The sequence below is a fragment of the Bacillus sp. NP157 genome (assembly GCA_018889975.1).
Lineage (GTDB): Bacteria > Pseudomonadota > Gammaproteobacteria > Xanthomonadales > Rhodanobacteraceae > Luteibacter.
Genome location: CP076546.1, coordinates 4,006,701 through 4,026,552, shown reverse-complemented (window position 1 = coordinate 4,026,552; position 19,852 = coordinate 4,006,701). Strand labels below are relative to the sequence as shown.

Below are 19,852 nucleotides of genomic sequence, written 5' to 3'. Positions count from 1 at the left end.
TGGCGTGGTCTCAGGCGATCGGTGGGCGCAGCGGCGAGCCAGGTACCTGTGGCGAGGGCTCCACGGGAACGTGGGCGTGCCGCGCCGGGGCCGGCAGGTAGGCGGCCAGGGTGGCGATGTGCGAAGGCAACGCGGCCGCATGTGCGCAGGCGCAGTGGCAACCGCCACGCTCGTCGAGCAGGCAACCCGGGTCACCCTCGTCGGCCGCCTGTGCCTGCATCACCTGCACGACATCCGTGGCGGCGACGCGTGCGCCGTCCAGCAGGCAAGCCGTGCCGGAAAGCAGCTTGATCACCAGCGCGGCGGCCACGAGCAGCCATGCACCGCGAAGGCGGCGCAGGGAAGCAAACAGCGTGGCGGACGGAGCGGTCATCGCCAGCGATGGTAGGCGAGGGGTGCCGCGTTAGACAATTCCATCGCCGTCATGCGCCAATCAACTCATGGCGCACCCGCGCGAGGGTCATTCCTCGAGGGTGAAGCCGACCTTGATCGTCACCTGCCAGTGCGCCACCTTGCCGTCTTCCACGTAGCCACGCGTCTCGATGACCTTGAACCAGCGGATGTCGCGGATGGTCTTCGAGGCGCGTTCGATGGCACAGCGGACGGCGGCATCGGTGCCGTCCGCTGACGAACCGGTGAGCTCGACGGACTTATAGACATGGTCGGTCATGGCAGCGCCCTCGGTGGATGAAGGCCCCACGATGAGCCCATCGCCGTAAGAAATACGTGAGCCGGGGCTGGCGAATGCCGGCCGGCGCGCGCATGCTCCCGGGAAATCGGGGAGCGTGGGTTACATGGTGCAGCACGACGATGCGGGCGTGGCAGGCAGGGCGGCGGGCGATGCGCCCGGGCCGGCCGATGTCATGGCCCTGGGCCAGAGCGACACCCAGTTCCGCCTGCTGGTGGACGGTGTGGCCGACTATGCGATCTACATGATCAGCCCGGACGGCCGGGTGGCCAGCTGGAACTCCGGCGCCCAGCGCATCAAGGGTTACCTGCCCGCCGAGATCATCGGCCGGCATTACCGCGCGTTCTACACCGAGGAAGACCAGGCCACGCACGAGCCGGAGCGGAACCTGCGCCGCGCGACCGCCGAAGGCCGGGTGGAAGCCGAAGGCTGGCGCGTGCGCAAGGACGGCACCCGCTTCTGGGCCCACGTGATCATCGACCGGATCCTCGACGACAACGGCCAGCTCGTCGGCTTCGCCAAGGTGACGCGCGACGTGACCGTGCAGCGCGAGGCCGCCGCGCAGCTGGAGGAAGCCCGCGAGGCGCTGTTCCAGTCGCAAAAAATGGAAGCCATTGGCCAGCTCACCGGCGGCATGGCGCACGACTTCAATAACCTGCTGATGGCGATCCAGAGCTCGCTCGACCTGCTGGTGCGCCGGATCCCCGACGACCCGAACATCCAGAACCTGGTCGCGGCCGCCCAGGCCGGGGTCAACCGCGGCAAGAGCCTGTCGCAACGCATGCTGGCATTTGCCCGCAAGCAGGAGCTGCGCCCGCAGGCGGTGGACCTGGTCGAGCTGGTCCATGGCATGTCGGAACTGATCGACGGCACGCTTGGCGCGCGTTTCCAGCTCGCGACCCGTTTCGCCTTCCGCCTCGACCGCGTGCTGGTCGACCCACACCAGCTCGAACTCGCGCTGTTGAACCTCGTGGTCAATGCGCGCGATGCGTACGGCGATGGAGGCGGCCGGATCTCGATCGAGGCCGATGCACTGGAAGCACCGCACGCCGACGTGCCTGGCTTGCCGGCAGGCCGCTATATCCGCCTCGCGGTGGTCGACCAGGGCCCGGGCATGGATGCGGCGACGCTGGCCCGCGCCACGGATCCCTTCTTCACCACCAAGGGCGTCGGCAAGGGCACCGGACTGGGCCTGTCGATGGTCCACGGCCTCGCCGCGCAATCGCACGGGCGCCTGGTCCTGCGCAGCCAGCCGGCGGTGGGCACGCGCGCCGATATCTGGTTGCCCATCGTGGGACAGGCCCCCGTCGACCTGCCCCGGCCGCTGATCGCCGGGCCGTTGCCCGAGGTGCCCGCGCCGGCCCTGCGCATCCTTGCCGTCGACGACGACGTGCTGGTGCTGTCGACGCTGAAGGCCCTGCTCGAAGACATGGGCCACGCCGTCACCGCCACGGCATCCGGCGAGCGCGCCATCGAGCTGCTGCGCGGCGACGGCGACTACGACCTGTTGCTGACCGACTACGCCATGCCCGGTATCACCGGCGGCGACGTGGCACGCAGTGCCCGGCTGGCCCGCCCGGAGCTTCCCGTGGTTCTGGCCACCGGCTACGCCGACCTCGCGATGGGCGATTTCCCGGGGCTGCTCCGCCTGGACAAGCCATTCAACCGCGACAACCTCGAACGCACCATCGTGCGTGCCGTGGCCGCTCCGGGCAGCTAGTCGCGCGCGGCCGCCGGGCGCCTCGCGCAGGTCTCGCAGCTCGGGACGTTCGATGCCATCGAACGTCCGCGACCGCGGCATGGAACGTCATCGGCACCGGCCCGGCGCAAGCTCTCTCCATACCTTCTTTCCGTGGAGATCCGCCATGTCCCGCCTTGCCAACAAAGTTGCCATCGTCACCGGTGCCAGTTCGGGCATCGGCCGTGCCACCGCCCTGCTGTTCGCCCGTGAAGGTGCGAAGGTGGTGGTCGGCGCCCGCCGTGACGCCGAGCTGCAATCCCTCGTCGCCGAGATCCAGGCCGCCGGTGGCGATGCCGCCGCCCTCGCCGGCGACGTCCGCGACGAGGCCTACGCCAGGGCGCTCGTCGAGCTCGCCGTCGCCCGCTATGGCCGCCTCGACATCGCCTTCAACAACGCCGGCACGCTCGGCGAGCTGGGGCCAAGCACCGGCGTCAGCGAGTCGGGCTGGCAGCAGGCGATCGACGTCAATCTCACCGGCTCGTTCCTTTCGGCCAAGCACCAGCTGGCGCAGATGGAAAAAGACGGCGGCGGCTCGATCGTGTTCACCTCAACCTTCGTCGGCTACTCGTTCTCGTTCCCCGGCGTGGCCGCGTATGCCGCCAGCAAGGCCGGCCTGATCGGCCTCACCCAGGCCCTTGCTGCCGAGTTCGGACCGCGCGGCATCCGGGTCAACGCCGTGTTGCCGGGCGCCGTGGAAACCGAGATGTACCTGGAAATGAACGACACGCCCGAATCACAGGAAACGCTGCGCAGGATGCACGCACTGCAGCGCGTGGCGACGCCGGATGAACTGGCGAAGGCCGTGCTGTTCTACGCTTCGGACGACGCCTCGTTCATCACCGGCACCGCATCGCTCGTCGACGGTGGGGCTTCTATCAGCCGGCTTTGAGTGATGTACCGGCGCGTCGGGTGACTTTTGCGCCAGTCTGCGGGTATAAGCAGATCACCCTTACCGCCAGCGCAACAATGGACATCACGCTCGACGAGATCCAGAACTTCATCGCCGTGGTCGATACCGGTTCGATCACCAGTGCGGCGACGCAGCTGGACCAGACCGTGTCGGCGGCGAGCCGGACGCTGGGGCGACTCGAGCAGAAGCTGAAGACCACCCTGCTCCGCCGTACGACACGCCGGATCGAGCTGACCGACGAAGGCGAAGCCTTCCTCGAACGGGCGCGCGAGATCGTCGCCGCCGTGGAGGGGGCCGAGGAAGCCATGGCGACGCGGCGTGCACGTCCGGCCGGGCGGCTCCGCGTCGACGCGGCCATGCCGTTCATGCTCCACGTGGTCGCGCCGCTGGTGGCGGGTTACCGCGAGCAGTATCCCGACGTCGAGCTGGAACTGCATACCAGCGAAGGCTATATCGACCTGCTCGAACGGCGCACCGACGTCGCGTTGCGTATCGGGCGCCTGAAGGACTCGACCCTGCACGCACGACCCATCGGCAGCAGCCAGGTGCGCGTGCTCGCGAGCCCTGCTTACCTCGAACGGCGCGGCACGCCACGCAAGGTGGCCGACCTGCAGGGACACAGCCTGCTCGGCTTCACCGAGCCCGACCTGCTCAACGAATGGCCGCTGCGCGATGCACGACGCCAGCCGCTGCATATCAAGCCGACCATCTCCACGTCGAGCGGCGAAACACTGCGCCACCTTGCACTGGGCGGTAACGGCATCGTCTGCCTGTCGGATTTCATGACCTGGCAGGATCGCCAGGCCGGCACGCTGGTGGAAGTGCTTGCGCGGCAGGTGGTCGAACACCGGCAGCCGATCAACGCGGTCTACTACCGAAACACCGCGATCTCCGCACGCATCGCATCGTTCGTGAATTACCTCGCCGATGCGATAGGCGAAAACGGCTTCGATCGCTGAACGAACGATTGATAAGCGCGGAAGCGTGAACGCGTTCGCATTTCCGGTGCATCGCGTGCACCTCTGCCGTCATCGAACGCGGCAAGAATGGCGAGGCTCGCGAACAGGGGATCCCATCGTGAAGTGGGGAAACAAAACATGTTCAAACGCCATGCGCGCGCCTTCTGCGCCGTCGTCGCCTTCGTGTTCGCCGGCTCGGCATTCGCTTCGGAGACGTCCTGCCCTCAGTTCTTCCAGGGATCCGAAGCGCCCGACCTCGTCGACAGCTCGCTAGCCGAGCGCACCACCACGCTGTGTTTCAACGCGTATTCGCTGATCGCCTCGGGCGTCACCAAGGGTCCGCTGTGGGCCGCCGAGCACCTCACCACGGAACAGATCGAAGACGCGCAGAATACGCCGCGCAAGGACGCCTTCCACGCCGAGACCGGGATCCCCGAAGCGGATCGTTCGGAACTCGCCGACTACAAGGGCAGTGGCTTCGACCGTGGCCACATGACGCCGAGCGGCGACGAACCGAATGCCACCGCGCAACGCGATAGCTTTTCGCTGGCCAACATGGTGCCGCAGAACCACACGCTGAACACCGGCAAGTGGGAGCGCATCGAAACCAGCCTGCGCAACATGGTGCTCGCCGACGGCGACATCTACGTCGTCACCGGCCCCGGTTTCGATGGCGCCACGCCCGACACCATCGGTGACGACGCGGTCATCGTGCCGAACTACACGTGGAAAGCCGTCTACGACGCGAAGGCGGGTGGCGCGGCGGCGTGGCGTTGCACCAACGTCGACGCGACCGTGTGCACGGTGGTGTCGATCGACGACATCAGCGACGAGACCGGCATCGATCCATTCCCCGGCCTCAGCAGCAGCATCAAGTCGAATCCGATCTCGCTGCCGCTACCCAACTGACACCGCGTGCGCGTCCTACGGGGCGCGCTCCGGCGGCCTGGCGTCGATCACTTCGAGTTGCGGCCCCGTCGTCGACGGCAGGATCCTTTCGTCGGTGGCGAGCAGCACGTCGCCGGGCTTCAGCTCCGGCAGGATCTTCGCCATGAACTCGCGTGGCACGGCGACGCGGTCGACCAGCGCCTCGTCGACGACCTTGCCCGCTTCCTCGCCGTGGCCGGGGATGCCGATCGTGATCCAGTTCGGCATCTGCAGCCCTTCGCGCGTCGCCGCCGGCGCCATGTAGCCCGCGGCCACGATGTAGGCATGGGTGCCGACGAGCGGATTGGTGACCTCGACCTTGCTCCGGCCGATTTCGATGCCGTTGCGGAAGACGATGACGCGCTGGTCGGGCACGCTGAGCACCATGGAGATGGGACCGGTCGGCGAGGCGTCCGGATTCCAGCTGTACATGTCGCCGTTCATCAGCGGCGCAACGGTGAGATCGCGGCCGTTGCGTGGGTCGATCGGGATCACGGCGGTGGGATGGACCACGGTGACCGGCGCCGTGCCCTCTTCAGCGACGACCACGGTCATGCCCATGTTGGTGGAGTCGAACAGCAGCCGCGCGAATTCCGTGGGCATGTGCACGCAGCCGTGCGATTCCGGATACCCCGGCAGGCCACCCGCGTGCAGCGCCACGCCATCCCAGGTCAGCCGTTCCTGGTAAGGCATCGGCGCCGCGTTGTACTTGTTCGATTTGTGGTTCTTGTCCTTCTGCAGGATCGTGAAGACACCGGTCGGCGTCTCGTATCCCTTCTTGCCGGTGCTCACCGTGGTGACGCCGATGAGGATGCCGTTGCGATACGCATAGGCGCGCTGTTCGGTCAGGCTGACGATCACCGCCATCGGGCCGGGCGAGGTCGCACGGCCGCCCCAGATCCACTCACCCGCCTTCAACGCGGACGGCGGCGTATCCGCCGGGCTGGATTGCTTCGCGCCCCACGTGGGCACCGCGGCGCTGGCCGGCATGGCCAGGACGATCAGCAAGGCGAAGGCGGCAAGCAGGCGGGTCATGCGCGGGTTCCAGGCATCCGTTGGCGAGAGGGTAAACAATCGCGGGCAGTGGCGCTGCTAGCCGAAGGTATGCCCGCTGGCTGGCGCGACCTCCGTGGCCGCAGCCGCGAGGGCGGCGGGGCGATGCCCGGCTTCGCCGGTGAGGATGCTGAGCATGGCCTGGCGCGCACCGGGCGCGCGGCCCAGCGGACCGAACACGAGGTCACGGCACCAGCCCAACGCGGTGTGGTCGGACTGGAACACCGGGGTCAGCCAGCGGCTCATCCGCTGGTACAGCCGCACGTGGGCATGCCGGCTGCGTCGGTAAGCCGCCAGCGCGTCGTCCAGCACCGGGTGTGCCGCGAGCGCATCCGCGAGCGCCGCGGCATCGAGCAGGGCCATGTTCACGCCCTGCCCCAACTGCGGGCTCATGGCGTGCGCCGCGTCGCCGATCACCACCATGCGCGCATGGTGCGGGGCGCGGAGCAGCACGTCGCGATACCGCGCGTGGTTGAGTTGCGCGGCGCTCGTCACGTGTTCGAGGCACGGCGACACCTCCGGCCAGATCCGCTGCACGCCCGCCTTCATGGCGGCCACGCCGGCGTCGTCGAAGCGATCCACCTCGCTGCCGGGCAGGCTCCAGTAGAAGGTTACCCAGCGCCCGTCGTGGCCGGGCCGCGTGCCCACGGGCAACATGCCGATCATCGACCGGGTGCCTGCATAGCGCTGCCGCAGCACCGTCGGTGTCGGCCAGTCGTCCACGCGTAGCAGGCACCAGATCGCCCCCCAGGCGTACATGGATGCGCGACGGACCTGGCCCGCGCAGTGTGGCCGCAGGCTGGAGTGCACGCCGTCAGCAGCGACGACGAGGTCGAACGGACCGTGCTCGCCGCCCTGGTCGTCGCGCAGCAGGTGGGTCGCCGGATCGTAGGCGTCGATGCGCACGCCGGTACGCACCGATGCCGCCCCGGGCCACGCATCGCGAAGCAATTCGAACAGGGCGCCACGGGTCATGCCCAGGCCGAAACAGCCCTCCCGGCGGTCGCGGTAGCGCATCGCCATGACATCCCGACCGCCCGGCGTGCAGCCGTGCAGTTCGTCGATCCGCTGGCCCAGCGCCAGCGCCCGGTCCGCCAGGCCGAGCCGTCCAAGCACGCCAAGGCCCGTGGGCTGGAGCAGGAATCCCGCGCCGACCGGCCCCAGCGACGGGCTCTTCTCGAAAACGGTAACCTCATGGCCTTGTGCGGCGAGCAGGATCGCACTGGCCTGCCCGGCCGTTCCATAGCCTGTAATCGCGATCTTCATGGCGCCTCCGTGTCGCGCCGAGCATACCAAGCCGGTTTGTCGAAAACCCCCTGGCTGGATCGACGCAGGGTTAGAAGCCCGCTCCATTGCGAGGAACCGTCCATGACGCTGAAGCTTTATGCCCACCCGTTCTCGTCGTACTGCCAGAAGGCGCTGATCGCCCTGTACGAAAACGGCACGCCGTTCGAATGGCGGATGCTGTCGCCGGAGCATCCCGAGATCTACGCCGAGTTCGCCGAGCTGTGGCCGCTGAAGCGCTTCCCCGTGCTGGTCGACGGCAAGCGCGTGGTCACCGAGGCCAGCACCATCATCGAATACCTGCAGCTCTACCATCCCGGCCCCGCACCGATGCTGCCCGACGACGCGAAGGCGGCACTGGACGTACGCAACCTCGATCGTTTCTTCGACAACTACATCTCTACCCCGCTGCAGGCGATCGTTGCCGATGCCATGCGTGCGCCGCACCAGCACGATCCCACCGGCGTCGCCCACGCACGCTGCGTGCTCGACCACGCCTATGCGTGGCTGGATCGACACATGGAAGGCCGCAGCTGGGCCGTCGACAATCGCTTCAGCCTCGCTGACTGTGGCGCGGCGCCGTCGCTGTTTTACGCGGACTGGGCCCATCCGCTCGACCAAGGCTTCGTCCACGTCCATGCATACCGCCAGCGGCTGCTGGCGCGACCCTCGTTTGCCCGGGCCGTCGACGAAGCCCGCCCCTATCGCGCGCTGTTCCCCCTCGGCGCGCCCGATCGCGATTGACGGAGCACACCATGAACGCAGACACCCTGGTTCCGGCCTCGATCCTTGCCTCGCGCAGCGCCATGCGCATGCCCAACGAAAGCGCCGCATACCGCGCCGCGCGCACGGCGTTGCTGGCCGAGGAGATCGAGCTGCGCCGGCAGATCGAACGCGTTGCCGCGCTACGCCGCGCGCTGCCGCCTGGCGGCGAAGTCGGCGGCGACTACCGCTTCGCCGGCGCAGGGGGCCCGCTCGACGTCGCCGCGCTGTTCGGCGACAAGCCGACGCTGGTGACCTATAGCTGGATGTTCGGCCCGGAGCGCGATCGTCCGTGCCCGATGTGCTCGGCCCTGCTCGCCTCGTGGGATGGCGAAGCCCGCGACATCGAGCAGAACGTGGCGCTGGTGGTCGTCTCGCGTTCGCCATGGGAGCGCATGCAGGCCTTCGCCCGCGAACGTGGCTGGCAGCACCTGCGCTTCGTCACCGACACCAACGGGGCCTTCAGCCGCGACTACTTCGCGCTGGACGCCGAAGGCAACGACATCCCCGCGTTCAACGTATTTACCCGTCGCGACGGCACGATCCGCCACTTCTGGGCCGGCGAGATGGATGCGGCGACCGCCGACCCGGGGCAGGATCCGCGCGGCGCCCCGGACCTGATGCCGCTGTGGACCGTGCTCGACTGCACGCCGGAAGGGCGCCGCCCGGACTGGTATCCGAAGCTGGACTACCGAACTGGACAAAACGTCTCGCCACTTCGATGATCCGGGGCATGGCCGATCCCCTTGCCCCGTTCATCCCCGTCGCCGATGCCGTCGCCGCCCTGCTCAAGCCGCACGCCGAGGTCGTGATCCACGACCTGGCCAGCGGCACGATCCGGCACATCGCCAACCGGCTCTCGCGGCGCGCGCCCGGCGACGACTCGCTCAACGACATCGGTGAGCCGCCCGCCGCCGCGGAAAGCGTCATCGGCCCCTACCCGAAGACCAACGTCGACGGGCGTGCCCTGAAGTCGGTGACCGCCGTGCTGCGCGACGGCCGCGGCCGCGCCACCGGCCTGATGTGCATCAACCTGGATGTGTCGATGTTCGCGTCGATGCAGGGCGTGCTGAAGGATTTCCTGCGCTTCGGCGACGAAGCCCCGCGCCCCGCGGCGCTGTTCCGCGAAGACTGGCGCGAAGACGTGAACGAGCAGGTCGGCCAGTTCCTCGGCGAACGCGGGATCAGCCTGGGCATGCTCGACGTCGCCGAACGCGAAGCGCTCGTGCGTGCCCTGGCCGATCGCGGGCTATTCGACATCCGGCACGCCGCGAACTACATCGCCCAGGTGCTCGGCGTGTCGCGCGCCACCCTCTATAAGACGCTGAAGGCCGCACGCGGCGAGCGCGCATAAAAAAACCCGCACCTGGGGCGCGGGTCAATTGGGGAGATCTGGCGAAATCGTAACTGGCATGTTCGCCGCCGGAAGTGACGGTGTTCTTTGCTCCGCACTCTCTTCCGGACTTGTGGGCGGCTAGCCATCCATGGCCAGCCGTCCGGTGGTGCTAACCGACTTAGAAGTCGTACGTCATGCCGAAGCGGACGTAACGCGGCTGGCTGCGGTACAGCGCGCTGTCGTAACGCGACAGGCGTGCATCGGAAGCGCCGTAGTAGGCGTAAGCCGTGGTGACTTCGGTCTTGTTGGTGACGTTGTAGACCATCACGTTGAACGCGAGCTTGTGGTCGGCAAAGGCCGGACGGTACTCGGCGTTCAGGCTGAGGATCTTCTGCCACGGGTAACGGTACGTGCCCGGGGGCGACGGCTGGCCACCGCACCAGTGGTAATACGGACCAGCGTAAGCCGGCGAGGTTTCGTCCGGACCGTAGTAGCCAAGGCAGCTACGCGGCTTGCCCGAGGCAACGCTGAGCACCGCGCCAACCAGGAATTCCGGGTTGATCTGGTACGAACCGTACAGCTTCAGCACGTGCTTCTGGTCGTTCGACTGCGCGCCGTTGGCGTAGCTCATCAGCGAAGCGAAGTCCCAGTCCTGCGTGGCCGAGATGTCGTCCTGGCCGATGTCCGACTTGACCTGGCCTTCCGAGTTGCCGTAGCTGCGGCTGAAGGTGTACAGCGCCTTCGCCTGCCACTTGCCATCGAACGGATGCTCGAGGCTCAGGTCGAGGCCGTAGTACTTACGCTTCAGCTTCGAGAAGCCGAAATCCTTGTTGGTGACCGGCACGTCGTAGTAGCCGCCGTTGCCGTCAGGGATCTTGAACGTGTTGGCACGACCCGGGTTGAACAGGTAGCCGCCCTGGATGTCGTCGATGGTGACGTTGTAACCGAGCGACTGCGCCTTGTTCAGGATGGTGTCCTGATCGGCCACGTCGTCGATCGCGTTACGCAGCTTGCGCCACGTCAGCTTCGCACCGGCAACCCAGTCCGGGTTCAGTTCGGTCTGGAAGCCGAGGATGGCTTCGTCCTGGAACTCCGACTTCAGGTTGCTGGACGCAGCCGTCTTCGGATCGCGCGGCTGGCCGTACTCGGCGTTGCTCGAGACCGGGCCACCGGTGGAGGTAGCGATCTGGGTCAGGCCGGTCGGGTTGCCCTGGCCGTCGATACCCGAGTACGTGAAGTACTCATTGGTGTACAGCGAGGAACCTGCCGAACGCAGCGCGACCGAGGCCGGCAGCGCGAGGTAGTAACGACCGACGTTGGCGAAGATCTTCGTCGACGAGTCGCCGTTCACGTCCCAGGTAGCACCGATGCGCGGCGCCCACTGCGGGCTGGTCAGCTTGAGGTAAGCGACGCCGTCCGGGTTGTAGTTGGTGAACTGGTCGTTGCGCAGGCCGAGCTTCACCAGCCAGCGATCGGTCACCTGCCAGGTGTCCTCGATGTACTGGGCGCGCTGCTTCACGCGGACCGAAGCGGCGGTCTTGTAGATCTGCTGGTTGACGACGTAGCCACCAGCGCCGTTGGCGTACTTGTTCGGCGCGTCGACGAAGACCGTGCCGTTGTCCAGGATCGGCGTACCCGGGGCGACCTGCGAGTAGATCCACTCGTAGCCCGGGCCCGACGTGGTGTCGCCGTCATCGACGTCATGCACGTCCTGGTTATCGATACCGGCGGTGATCGTGTGATCGCCGATGTGGTACGACACGTCGAAGCGCAGGTTGCGGTTGGTCGACTTGTGCTTCGGATCGGTGAACGTGGCGACGGTCTGCGAGTTACCGATGTTCTGGCCGATGGCCGGGTTCTGCTGGTCACGGCCAGCAATGAACGGCAGGGTCGGGTCGTAACCCGGGATCTGCGAGAAGTAGGTCGACTTCAGCTTGCCGTACAGGGCGGTGATCGTGAGGTCATCGGTGATGTAACCGGTGTACTTCAGGACGCCCAGGTCGCCGGAGTTCTTCAGCGAGGTGTCGCTGCTGTTGTAGTCGCCGGTCTGGCGATTCGCGTAGTCGAAGTTGTACAGGTTACCGGCGTACTGGTCCTTGCTCGACGCGAAGGTCGCTTCAAGGTGGTGGTTGTCGGTGATGTTCCAGTCCAGCTTGCCGTAGTAGCGCGGGTCGCGGTAGCTGTACTTGGTGTTGTACGGCAGCGTGACGGCGCCGACGCTGTCGCCCTGGGTCTTTTCATACTCAGCGGCGATGAAGAAGAACAGCTTGTCCTTGATCAGCGGACCGGACGCGTAGGCGCTGGTGGTGGCAACCCACGACTTGTTGTCGCTGAACTGGCGGTAGATCTTGCCGGCGTTCGGACCCTGGGTGTAGTAGGTGTCCTTCGGGTCGCCCTTCAGCGAACGCGGGGTGTAGAGCACCTGCGCGCCGAAATGCCACTCGTTGGTGCCCTGCTTGCCGATCTGGTTGAGCACGCCACCGTCGGAACGGCCGTAGGCAGCGCCGTAGCCGCCGGTCAGCACTTCCTGCTGCTCGATGACGTTGTACGGCAGCGTGATGCCACCGAAGCCGCTGACCGGGTCGGTCGTGTTGAAGCCGTTGATGTAGTACGCGTTCTCGGTCACGGACGAACCGCTGAACGAGACCAGCGCGTTACGCGTCGGGCCGGCGAAGTACGAGCTACCCGGGACGACGCCCGGCGCCAGCAGCGCGATGGCTTCGGCGGTGCGGCCTAGCGGGTACTTGGCGAGTTCCTGCGAGGTAACGACGGTGCGGGCGTCGACGCTCGAGACGTCGATGGCGGGCAGCGTGTTGGCCGAAACGGTGACGCTCTGCAGGTTCTGCGCTTCGCCAGCGGCGGCGGCGACGAACGAGACATCGATACCGCGACCGACGACCACGTTGACGTTATCGCGCGAATCGACGACGGCACCGTCCTTCAGCAGCGAAACCTTGTACTTACCGATCGGCAGTTCCGGCAGCGTGTAGCGGCCGCTGGCGTCGACGCCCACTTCGCGCGACTGGCCGGTGTTGCTCTCGATGCGGATCGACTCACCGGCGGCAGCCGGAGCCTGGCCGTAGATCGTACCGGTGGTCGACTGTGCGAAAACCGCGGCCGACGGCAGCGCCAGCGCGGTCGCGATCGCGACATGGAGCAAAGAACGGCTTACCACGGCCGCGGAGCGCGGCCGAATCGATGAAAACATGCAATGTCCCCCAGAAAAAGAATGCGGCAAGCGCCACACCAGAAAAAAAATCGCCGGCGGACTCCCTCCCTCAGGAGTGTCGCCGTCACTACAAGCAAGCCCTTGAAACGCGATCCGTGTCACATAGCCTGCACAACTTTGTAAACGGTTCGATAACAAACCGTCAACGCGCCCGGGCACGTTCTTGCGCCTTCGTACGTCCATACGCGACGGTTTCGTACGCTGGGGAAGTACGAAATCGCGACCGGGCCTGCGAAGCATTCCGATTGACAGGGGGGCGGCACGCTGCGAAAAAAGGGTTGCGTAGGGCGAGAAGCGACGCGGCTTCGACAAGGGGAAATGGCCTAGTAAAGCCATTTGAAGGGCACTGGCAGGCTGGCCATGCATGATGATGGCCAGGCCCGGGCGATGGCTCGGGGTGGTTGGATAGGGGGTTCGACCCGTGGTTCGTACGAAAGACGTAGAAAAAGACGGTAAGAATTTTTCTTACCCGGCGACGCCCGATGCCGAAAACGCGAACGCGCTGGCCGCAAGGGTTCGCGAGCTTCGCAAAGCCAGGGGCCATTCCCTGCAGGAAGTGGCGGATGCGCTGGGCTTGTCCAAGTCGCACGTCCACCAGCTGGAGAAGGGCACCAGCGCCAATCCGTCGTATGCGGTGCTGCGGGCGCTGTCGATGTACTTCGACGTCTCGATCGGCGCGCTGGTGGGCGAAGCGGCGCCGGACGAGAGCGACGAGATCCGCCTGCTGGTGCGCTGGTTCCGCGAGGCCACCCCGCGCGACCGTGGCGCGGTGATGGCCCTGCTGCGCTACCAGCGGACGGCCGCCGCGCGCTAGGCGCCGGCGCCTGCCCTGCTTCGATCGGGGGCTGCGATCAGGCTGCTTCGATCAGGCGGCTTCGAGCGAGAAGTACGCGACTTCGCTGCGCAGGATCTCGGCGCTCTCCTGCATGGCCCGGCTTGCCGATGCGGCCTGTTCGACCAGCGACGCGTTCTCGCGCGTCGTCGCGTCGATCACCACGATCGCGCCGTTCGCCTGCTCGATGCCCTGGGCCTGGCCCTGGGTCGCCGCCATGACGTCGGCAACCAGGCCCGACAGCGCATTGACCCGCTCGCCGATGCCGGCAAGCACGGCGCCCGCGCGATCGACCGACTGCACACCCGCCTGCACGGCTTCGTCGCTGGAGGCGATCAAGCCGCGGATGTCGCGCGCGGCCGTACCGCAGCGGCGAGCGAGTTCGCGCACCTCGTGCGCCACGACGGCGAAGCCACGGCCATGTTCACCGGCGCGTGCCGCTTCCACCGCCGCGTTCAGCGCCAGCAGGTTGGTCTGGAACGCCACCTGGTCAACCAGGTCGAGTACTTCATTCATGCGTTCGCTGGTGCGCTGGATTTCGCGCATGTTGCCGACGGCGTCCATCGCCACGCGCTGGCCCTCGTCGGTCATCCCGCGCGCTTCGACCACGGCACGATGCGCCGCGGTGGCATGGCCAAGGCCACCCTTCGCAGCATTCGCCATCGCACGGATCGACGACGAGGTGTGTTCGAGATGTTCGGCCTGGGTGCGCGTGCGGTCGTTTAGGGCATCGTTGCCGCGCGCGATGTGATTCGCCGCGTGCGCCACGTGGTCCGCGCGGTCACGCACCTGCACCACCACGTTGCCCAGCTGCGCGTCCATCGCCGCCAGCGACGTGAGCAGTTCACCGATCTCGTCGTCGCGGCCGACCTCGATGCGTGCGCCCAGCGTGCCGCGTGCGATGTTGGCCGCGACCTCGGAGGCCTGGCGCAGGCGACGGTGCAGCGAGCGGATGATCGCCACGTCCATCACGCTCGCCAGCAACAAGGCGACGCCGAGCAGGATGGCGGAGAAGATCCCGCCCTGGCGCACGGCCGCCTGCTGCGCTTCGGCTTCTTCCTTGCCGCCGGCGAGGGCGAGCTGGAACAGGTTGGAGAAGTCGCTCTTCAGCGGGCCGACTGCCGACTGCACGTCATTGGACAGCTGCAGTTGGGCGAGGTCGTACTGTTCGGCCTTGAGCAGCTCCAGCACGGCGTCAATGGCCTCGTCGGCAGCCTTGCGATGGACCGCGGCCAGCGCGACGAGCTTCTGCTGTTGCACGCCGAGGCCACTGGCGGACAGCGACTTCCATTGCTTGTCGATGTCGCTGCGGTTCGCGCCGATCGCGGTCACCGCGTCATCGGTGGCGGAGGGCAGGCGCATCAGCGTGGCGTGCACCAGCGCATCGAGCAGGTCGTTGTAGTCGTTCTGGATGTGCCCGACGTCGGCAACGGGGGCGAGCGTCTCGCCGACCACCGACTGTAGCCGTCCGTTGGCCTGGCGTAGCTGCACGCCGCCCACGATCCACAGGGCGAGCAGCAGCAGGATGGTGCCGGCAAGGCGGAGGGTGAGGCGGGCGCGCAGGGTCAGCGTCGGTACAACGATTCGAGGGATGCGCATGGGAGGCTCGGGGGTGGGGAACGCCCCACTGATCGGCCGCATTTTCGGCAACTTTAGCCCGAATGTCGAAGATTACTGTTTTATTTCAGACACTTGAATATGTCGTGACGCAAGGATCCCGTCGTCGTCCTGCCAGGCGACCGCATGCGTCCCGATGCCCGCGTTCTTGGCCACCCGCTTGGCCGATGCCGCGAGGCTGGCCACGACTTCGGCATCGGCGGGGAACGCGTCGGTGAAACAGGCGATGCCCACGGCCACGGTCGTGATCGGGAAGAAGCGGCGGTTGCCGTGGCGGTCTTCGCTGTCGATGCCACCGCGTTGCCGGTCGACCTCGTCGAACAGGTTGCCGGCCATGGCGTTGAAGCGCTGGCGCATCTCTTCGCAACGGCCCTGCCAGTCCATGCCCTGGAACACCACCATGAAATCGTCGCCGCCGATGTGGCCGACGAAGTCCGCGTCGTGGCGCAGGGCGCCGGTGAGCACGCTGGCCAACAGGCGGATCATCTCGTCGCCGCGAAAGTATCCGTACTGGTCGTTGAAGGGCTTGAAGTTGTCGAGGTCGAAATACGCCGCGGCAAACGGGCGGGCCGCACGCAGCAGGCGCTCGATGTGTTCGGTCACCGGCAGGTTGCCCGGCAGGAAGGTCAGCGGGTTGGCGTAGCGCGCGGCCTCCACGCGGATCTCGGTCACGCGCCGCACCAGCGATTCGCCCGTGCCCAGGCCGATGTAATGGCCGGCGGAGGTGATGATGAAACCGTCGCTGAGGTAGCGCTGGTCTTCGCCGCGCAGGATGTCGGCCATGCCCTGCAGGGGCATCTCTTCGTCGCACAGCAGCGGATCGGCGTGCATGAAGCTGGTGCAGGCCTTGCGTCCGAACAGCTCGCGCGCGAAGGGCTGGGCCATGCGTTCGGTGAAGGTGCGCCGGTTGACGATGCCGACGGGCACGCCGTCGTCCACCACCGCCACGGCATGCAGGCGCGGGTGCGCGGCGAACACCTCGGCGATGTCGTCGTTGCTCTGCCGCGGCGCCACGGCGGGCGCCTCGATCAACATGTGGCCCGCGGTCAACAGGCGCGCGGCGACGGGGCCGCTCGGTCGCGGCGGCACCGGTACCACGGTGCGTCGCAGGGCGGCCGCGACGTGGGCGGGAATGTCGGCCGATGGCGTGCTCGAAGGGCGGGCGATGAGGAAGCCCTGAGCGTAGGGAATGCCGAGCTCGCGCAGCATGCGCAGGTCGGCTTCGTCCTCCACGCCCTCGCCGACGAGATCGGCACCGAGCGTCTCTGCCACCGAACACAGGGCGCGGACGATCGCCAGGCGTTCCGCGCTGCTGGCGAGGCCGTTGATCAGGTAACGATCGATCTTGACGACCTCGGGGTGGATCTCGTTCCACATCTCGAAGTTAGAGTGGCCGTTGCCGAAGTCATCCAGCGCGACGCGCACGCCGCGGGCACGCAGGTAGCCCAGGGCGTGCGCCAGCTTGGCGGCGTTTTCGACGATGTCGCGTTCGGTCAGCTCGATGGTGACCCGGCCAAGGTCGAGGCCGGGCACCGACAGGGCGGCGATGACATCCTCGGCGGCGACGCCCTCGTGCATCACCGCCTGCGCGCTGAGGTTCACCAGCAGGCGCCCGGGCAGGCCCAAAGCGACGAAGCCCTCGGCGACACGGCGTGCCGCCACCAGTTCGAATTCGCCCAGGCGGCCGCGCGCGCGAGCCAGGTCGAGCAGGTCGGTCGGGGTGAGCGCGAGATGGGGCAACGCGCAACGGATCAGGCCTTCGTGCGCCACCACCTCGCCGTCGGTGACACGGATGACCGGCTGGAACACGGCCGAGAGCGAGGCGCCGGAGAGCGCCTGTTCGATCGGCGACGGCTCGCGGCCGGCGGGGGCATGGGAGGTGGGCATGGGGGATGGCCGGTGGTCTGCCACCGGTATCGGCAGCCTGCCCCATTTACTTAAATAAATCGTTTTAAATCAATTATTTCTGATTTGTGACAGGCATGGCGTCGGCGGCATCGACGGCGAGCGGGTCGACGTTCCATGCCTCGACCGAGAACACGCCGTCGCGCACCTGCAGGGGTGCGAAGCCGCAGTTGCCGTGATGGTAGGCCGCGTAGTCGCTGCTTTCTTTCAGCGCTCCCAGCATGCCGCGCAGGCTGTGGCCGTGGCTGATCACCGCGACGTTGCGATAGGGCAACGACAGGCAATCGTGCAGGGCCGCCAGCATCCGCGCGCCCACCTCGCGCAACGATTCGGAGCCGGGCGCGGTGACGTCGGGGTCGATGCCGCGAACGATCGCGGTCCAGGTCTCATCGAGGGGGATTTCGCCGAATTGGCGCCCTTCCAGATGACCGAAGGCGCGCTCGACCAGCCGGGCATCCACCGACACCGTGCAACCGACGATGCCGGCGACGATCTCCGCGGTGTGCATGGCCCGGCCCAGCGTCGACGAGACGACGTGCTCGACGCCGCGCGCCGCGAGTGCGCGGCCCAGTGCCGCGGCCTGATCGATGCCCGCGGCCGTCAGCGGGCTGTCTTCCCGGCCCTGCGTCCGCCGTTCGCGGTTCCATTCGGTTTCGCCATGGCGGCAGACGATCAGGTGTTCGAGCATGGGGGGACGTGCCTTGCTGCGCGGGGGAACGCCCATGGTAATGCTCAGCGCAACTGGCTGTCCTTGCTGCCGCGACGGTTGTAACCGCTGTGGGTGGCTTCGTCGCGGTCGGCGGCTTCCTGGCAGGCCACGCACAGGCGCACGCCGGGGACGGCCTTGCGCCGCGCTTCGGGAATCGGCTTTTCGCACTCCTCGCAGCGCTCCAGGCTGGGACCCTTCGCCATGCGACTGCGTGCCCGCTTCACCGCGTCTTCCACGGTGGCGTCGATCTGGTCCTGTACGGCGGTATCGCCCGCCCATCCGGTCGCCATGGGCCACCTCCGGCCACGTTGCATCACCTCCCGATATGGGAGGCAATGCGCCATGTTTCAACGCGTTAGCTTATCGTGGCGTGAAGTCTGGCTCATCGTAGAGGGCGAATTCGGTGATGCCCGGCTGGCGGCCCTGCACCCACAGGCGCACCCGCGACGCGGTGGTCCGCGGCACTTCATGGAACTGATATGCGAGCGGGGTGCCGCCGCTGGCGAGATCGACCCATGCCCCGCCCTGCTCCGCCTGCACCTTGTAGGCGGTGATCCGGCTGGTGGCACCGTAGTCGGCGTCATGGACGGGCTCGACGATCGCCAGCGTGTTGAAGGCCACGGGCGCGTCGAAGCGCACTTCGATCCAGCCTTCGGCCTTGCCACGGTCGGCGAGCCAGTAGGTGCGGAAGTTGTCGTCGAAGGCGAGGTCGGGCCCGACCGCTTCGTCGCTTGCGCTGGCCCATGCCGGCTTGCCGGCCGCGAGGTCGGGCGTGGTGATCGTCACCTGACGTGCGATCGGCGCCACCGGGCCGGGCTTCCACAGCCGGCCGATCTCGGCGAGCCGGGCCACGGCGTTGTCGTCGAAGCGGCCGTCGCGGTTCGGCGCGACATTGAGGATCAGGTTGCAGTGGTTCGCGTTGAACGGCACCAGCCACTCGTCGACGATGGTCCGCGCCGCGGCGAGTTCGGAGGTCGGATAGGTGGACTTCCAGAACCAGTCGCTTTGCAGCGTGGTGCCGGACTGCGAGGGCACGGGACTGTCGGGCGGGATCTTCTGCCCGGCGTGTTGTTCGTATTGCTTGATGTCGGTGTAGTAGAGCGCCGTGCCCGGATAGCTGCCGGCGTTGTGGTCGGTGAGCAGGCAGTCGGGCTGCAGCGATTTGACCAGGTCGTAGATCTCGCGATAGGGCAACTCGGCGTACGAGATGCGCGACCACGATGCGTTCCACCCGTCGAGGATCAGCGCCGTCAGCGGTCCGTAGTGGGTCAGCAGCTCGGTGATCTGCGCCTTGATCAGCGCGATCTTCGCAGGAGTGACGGTGCGCGCGCGAATGTCCTGGCGCAGGTCGAGGATCGAGAAATACAGGCAGACCTTCAGCCCCGCCTTGCGGAAGGCATCCACGTACGCTCGCACCACGTCGCGTGGATACGACGACTGCATCACGTTCGCGCTACCGGTCTTCGTCGGCCACAGGCAGAAGCCATCGTGGTGCTTGGTGGTCAGGCACGCATAGCCCATGCCCGCCGACTTCGCCGCCTTCGCCCACTGCGCGGGATCGAGGTGCCGGGGATTGAACAACGTCGGCGACAGCGTGGGATCGCCCCATTCGCGCTCTTCGAACGTCGCCATGTTGAGGTGGATGAACATGCCGAAGCGCAGTTCGAGGAAGGCTTGCTGCAGGTCGCGCAGTTTCGCTGGATCCACCGCCACGCCACGTTGCATCTTTGGTGCCTGCGCGAAGGCGTTCGTCGCCGGCAACAGTCCCTTCCCCACGACGCTGGCAAGCGCCAGCGCTTTCGCGAATTCCCGACGATTCAACACCCTCTCCCCGCGATGGTATGACGCCCGACTTTCACCCGCCCCGCATCCCGCTGTCAACGCACCCCCGTGTTTCCAA

At 67.0% G+C, this 19,852-nt stretch carries 18 protein-coding genes; 8 read left to right on the top strand and 10 right to left on the bottom strand.

Going from position 1 to position 19,852, the window contains the following annotated elements:
• Positions 1 to 10: 10 nt before the first annotated feature.
• Together KPL74_18375 and KPL74_18370 are read right to left on the bottom strand one after the other, a co-directional pair.
• Positions 11 to 373, bottom strand: coding sequence for a hypothetical protein (locus KPL74_18375; GenBank protein ID QWT19703.1), 363 nt, complete (start codon positions 371 to 373; stop codon positions 11 to 13).
• Between the two features lie 87 nt (positions 374 to 460).
• Positions 461 to 670 carry a dodecin family protein gene (locus KPL74_18370; protein ID QWT19702.1) on the bottom strand — a complete coding sequence of 70 codons (210 nt, stop codon included), beginning with the start codon at positions 668 to 670 and terminating at the stop codon, positions 461 to 463.
• Positions 671 to 785: 115 nt separating this feature from the next.
• On the opposite strand from KPL74_18370, the gene KPL74_18365 reads away from it, so the two are divergent.
• The 4 genes from KPL74_18365 (at position 786) to KPL74_18350 (ending at position 5,207) form a co-directional block, all read left to right on the top strand.
• Positions 786 to 2,408: a PAS domain S-box protein gene (locus KPL74_18365; GenBank protein ID QWT19701.1), complete on the top strand. Its 1,623-nt coding sequence runs from the start codon at positions 786 to 788 to the stop codon at positions 2,406 to 2,408.
• 145 nt (positions 2,409 to 2,553) lie between these two features.
• Complete coding sequence (locus tag KPL74_18360; protein ID QWT19700.1) at positions 2,554 to 3,318, top strand: SDR family oxidoreductase; 765 nt, start codon at positions 2,554 to 2,556, stop codon at positions 3,316 to 3,318.
• Between the two features lie 77 nt (positions 3,319 to 3,395).
• Positions 3,396 to 4,298, top strand: coding sequence for a LysR family transcriptional regulator (locus tag KPL74_18355; protein ID QWT19699.1), 903 nt, complete (start codon positions 3,396 to 3,398; stop codon positions 4,296 to 4,298).
• A 138-nt stretch (positions 4,299 to 4,436) separates the two neighbouring features.
• A complete protein-coding gene (locus KPL74_18350) occupies positions 4,437 to 5,207 on the top strand; it encodes a DNA/RNA non-specific endonuclease (protein ID QWT19698.1) in 771 nt (256 codons plus the stop codon).
• Between the two features lie 15 nt (positions 5,208 to 5,222).
• Here the strand turns inward: KPL74_18350 and KPL74_18345 are convergent, their stop codons facing one another.
• Both KPL74_18345 and KPL74_18340 read right to left on the bottom strand, forming a co-directional pair.
• On the bottom strand, positions 5,223 to 6,260 hold the full coding sequence (locus tag KPL74_18345; GenBank protein QWT19697.1) for a L,D-transpeptidase: 1,038 nt from the start codon (positions 6,258 to 6,260) through the stop codon (positions 5,223 to 5,225).
• A gap of 57 nt (positions 6,261 to 6,317) precedes the next feature.
• On the bottom strand, positions 6,318 to 7,544 hold the full coding sequence (locus KPL74_18340) for an FAD-dependent monooxygenase (GenBank protein QWT19696.1): 1,227 nt from the start codon (positions 7,542 to 7,544) through the stop codon (positions 6,318 to 6,320).
• Positions 7,545 to 7,646: 102 nt separating this feature from the next.
• On the opposite strand from KPL74_18340, the gene KPL74_18335 reads away from it, so the two are divergent.
• From KPL74_18335 to KPL74_18325, 3 genes are read left to right on the top strand one after another with little or no spacing between them, the layout of a single operon-like run.
• Complete coding sequence (locus tag KPL74_18335) at positions 7,647 to 8,306, top strand: glutathione S-transferase family protein (GenBank protein QWT19695.1); 660 nt, start codon at positions 7,647 to 7,649, stop codon at positions 8,304 to 8,306.
• An 11-nt stretch (positions 8,307 to 8,317) separates the two neighbouring features.
• The gene (locus tag KPL74_18330; protein QWT19694.1) at positions 8,318 to 9,049 is read left to right on the top strand and encodes a DUF899 family protein; all 732 of its coding nucleotides are present in this window, start codon (positions 8,318 to 8,320) and stop codon (positions 9,047 to 9,049) included.
• Positions 9,050 to 9,057: 8 nt separating this feature from the next.
• Positions 9,058 to 9,678 (top strand): PAS domain-containing protein, encoded by a 621-nt coding sequence (locus KPL74_18325; protein ID QWT19693.1) that lies wholly within the window; start codon positions 9,058 to 9,060, stop codon positions 9,676 to 9,678.
• A 160-nt stretch (positions 9,679 to 9,838) separates the two neighbouring features.
• On the opposite strand, the gene KPL74_18320 is transcribed toward KPL74_18325, so the two are convergent.
• Positions 9,839 to 12,868, bottom strand: a complete 3,030-nt coding sequence (locus KPL74_18320) for a TonB-dependent receptor (protein ID QWT19692.1) — start codon at positions 12,866 to 12,868, stop codon at positions 9,839 to 9,841.
• Between the two features lie 442 nt (positions 12,869 to 13,310).
• Here KPL74_18320 and KPL74_18315 point away from each other — a divergent pair, with 442 nt between their 5' ends.
• Positions 13,311 to 13,703, top strand: a complete 393-nt coding sequence (locus KPL74_18315) for a helix-turn-helix domain-containing protein (GenBank protein QWT19691.1) — start codon at positions 13,311 to 13,313, stop codon at positions 13,701 to 13,703.
• A gap of 51 nt (positions 13,704 to 13,754) precedes the next feature.
• Here KPL74_18315 and KPL74_18310 read toward each other — a convergent pair whose 3' ends face one another.
• The 5 genes from KPL74_18310 to KPL74_18290 all read right to left on the bottom strand — a co-directional run bounded on the left by KPL74_18310 (position 13,755) and on the right by KPL74_18290 (position 19,773).
• On the bottom strand, positions 13,755 to 15,320 hold the full coding sequence (locus KPL74_18310; GenBank protein ID QWT19690.1) for an MCP four helix bundle domain-containing protein: 1,566 nt from the start codon (positions 15,318 to 15,320) through the stop codon (positions 13,755 to 13,757).
• Positions 15,321 to 15,392: 72 nt separating this feature from the next.
• Positions 15,393 to 17,225, bottom strand: a complete 1,833-nt coding sequence (locus KPL74_18305; GenBank protein ID QWT19689.1) for a GGDEF domain-containing protein — start codon at positions 17,223 to 17,225, stop codon at positions 15,393 to 15,395.
• Positions 17,226 to 17,298: 73 nt separating this feature from the next.
• Positions 17,299 to 17,931, bottom strand: coding sequence for a histidine phosphatase family protein (locus tag KPL74_18300; protein ID QWT19688.1), 633 nt, complete (start codon positions 17,929 to 17,931; stop codon positions 17,299 to 17,301).
• A gap of 44 nt (positions 17,932 to 17,975) precedes the next feature.
• Positions 17,976 to 18,242 carry a DksA/TraR family C4-type zinc finger protein gene (locus tag KPL74_18295; protein ID QWT19687.1) on the bottom strand — a complete coding sequence of 89 codons (267 nt, stop codon included), beginning with the start codon at positions 18,240 to 18,242 and terminating at the stop codon, positions 17,976 to 17,978.
• 70 nt (positions 18,243 to 18,312) lie between these two features.
• On the bottom strand, positions 18,313 to 19,773 hold the full coding sequence (locus KPL74_18290; protein ID QWT19686.1) for an alpha-L-fucosidase: 1,461 nt from the start codon (positions 19,771 to 19,773) through the stop codon (positions 18,313 to 18,315).
• Positions 19,774 to 19,852: the final 79 nt, after the last annotated feature.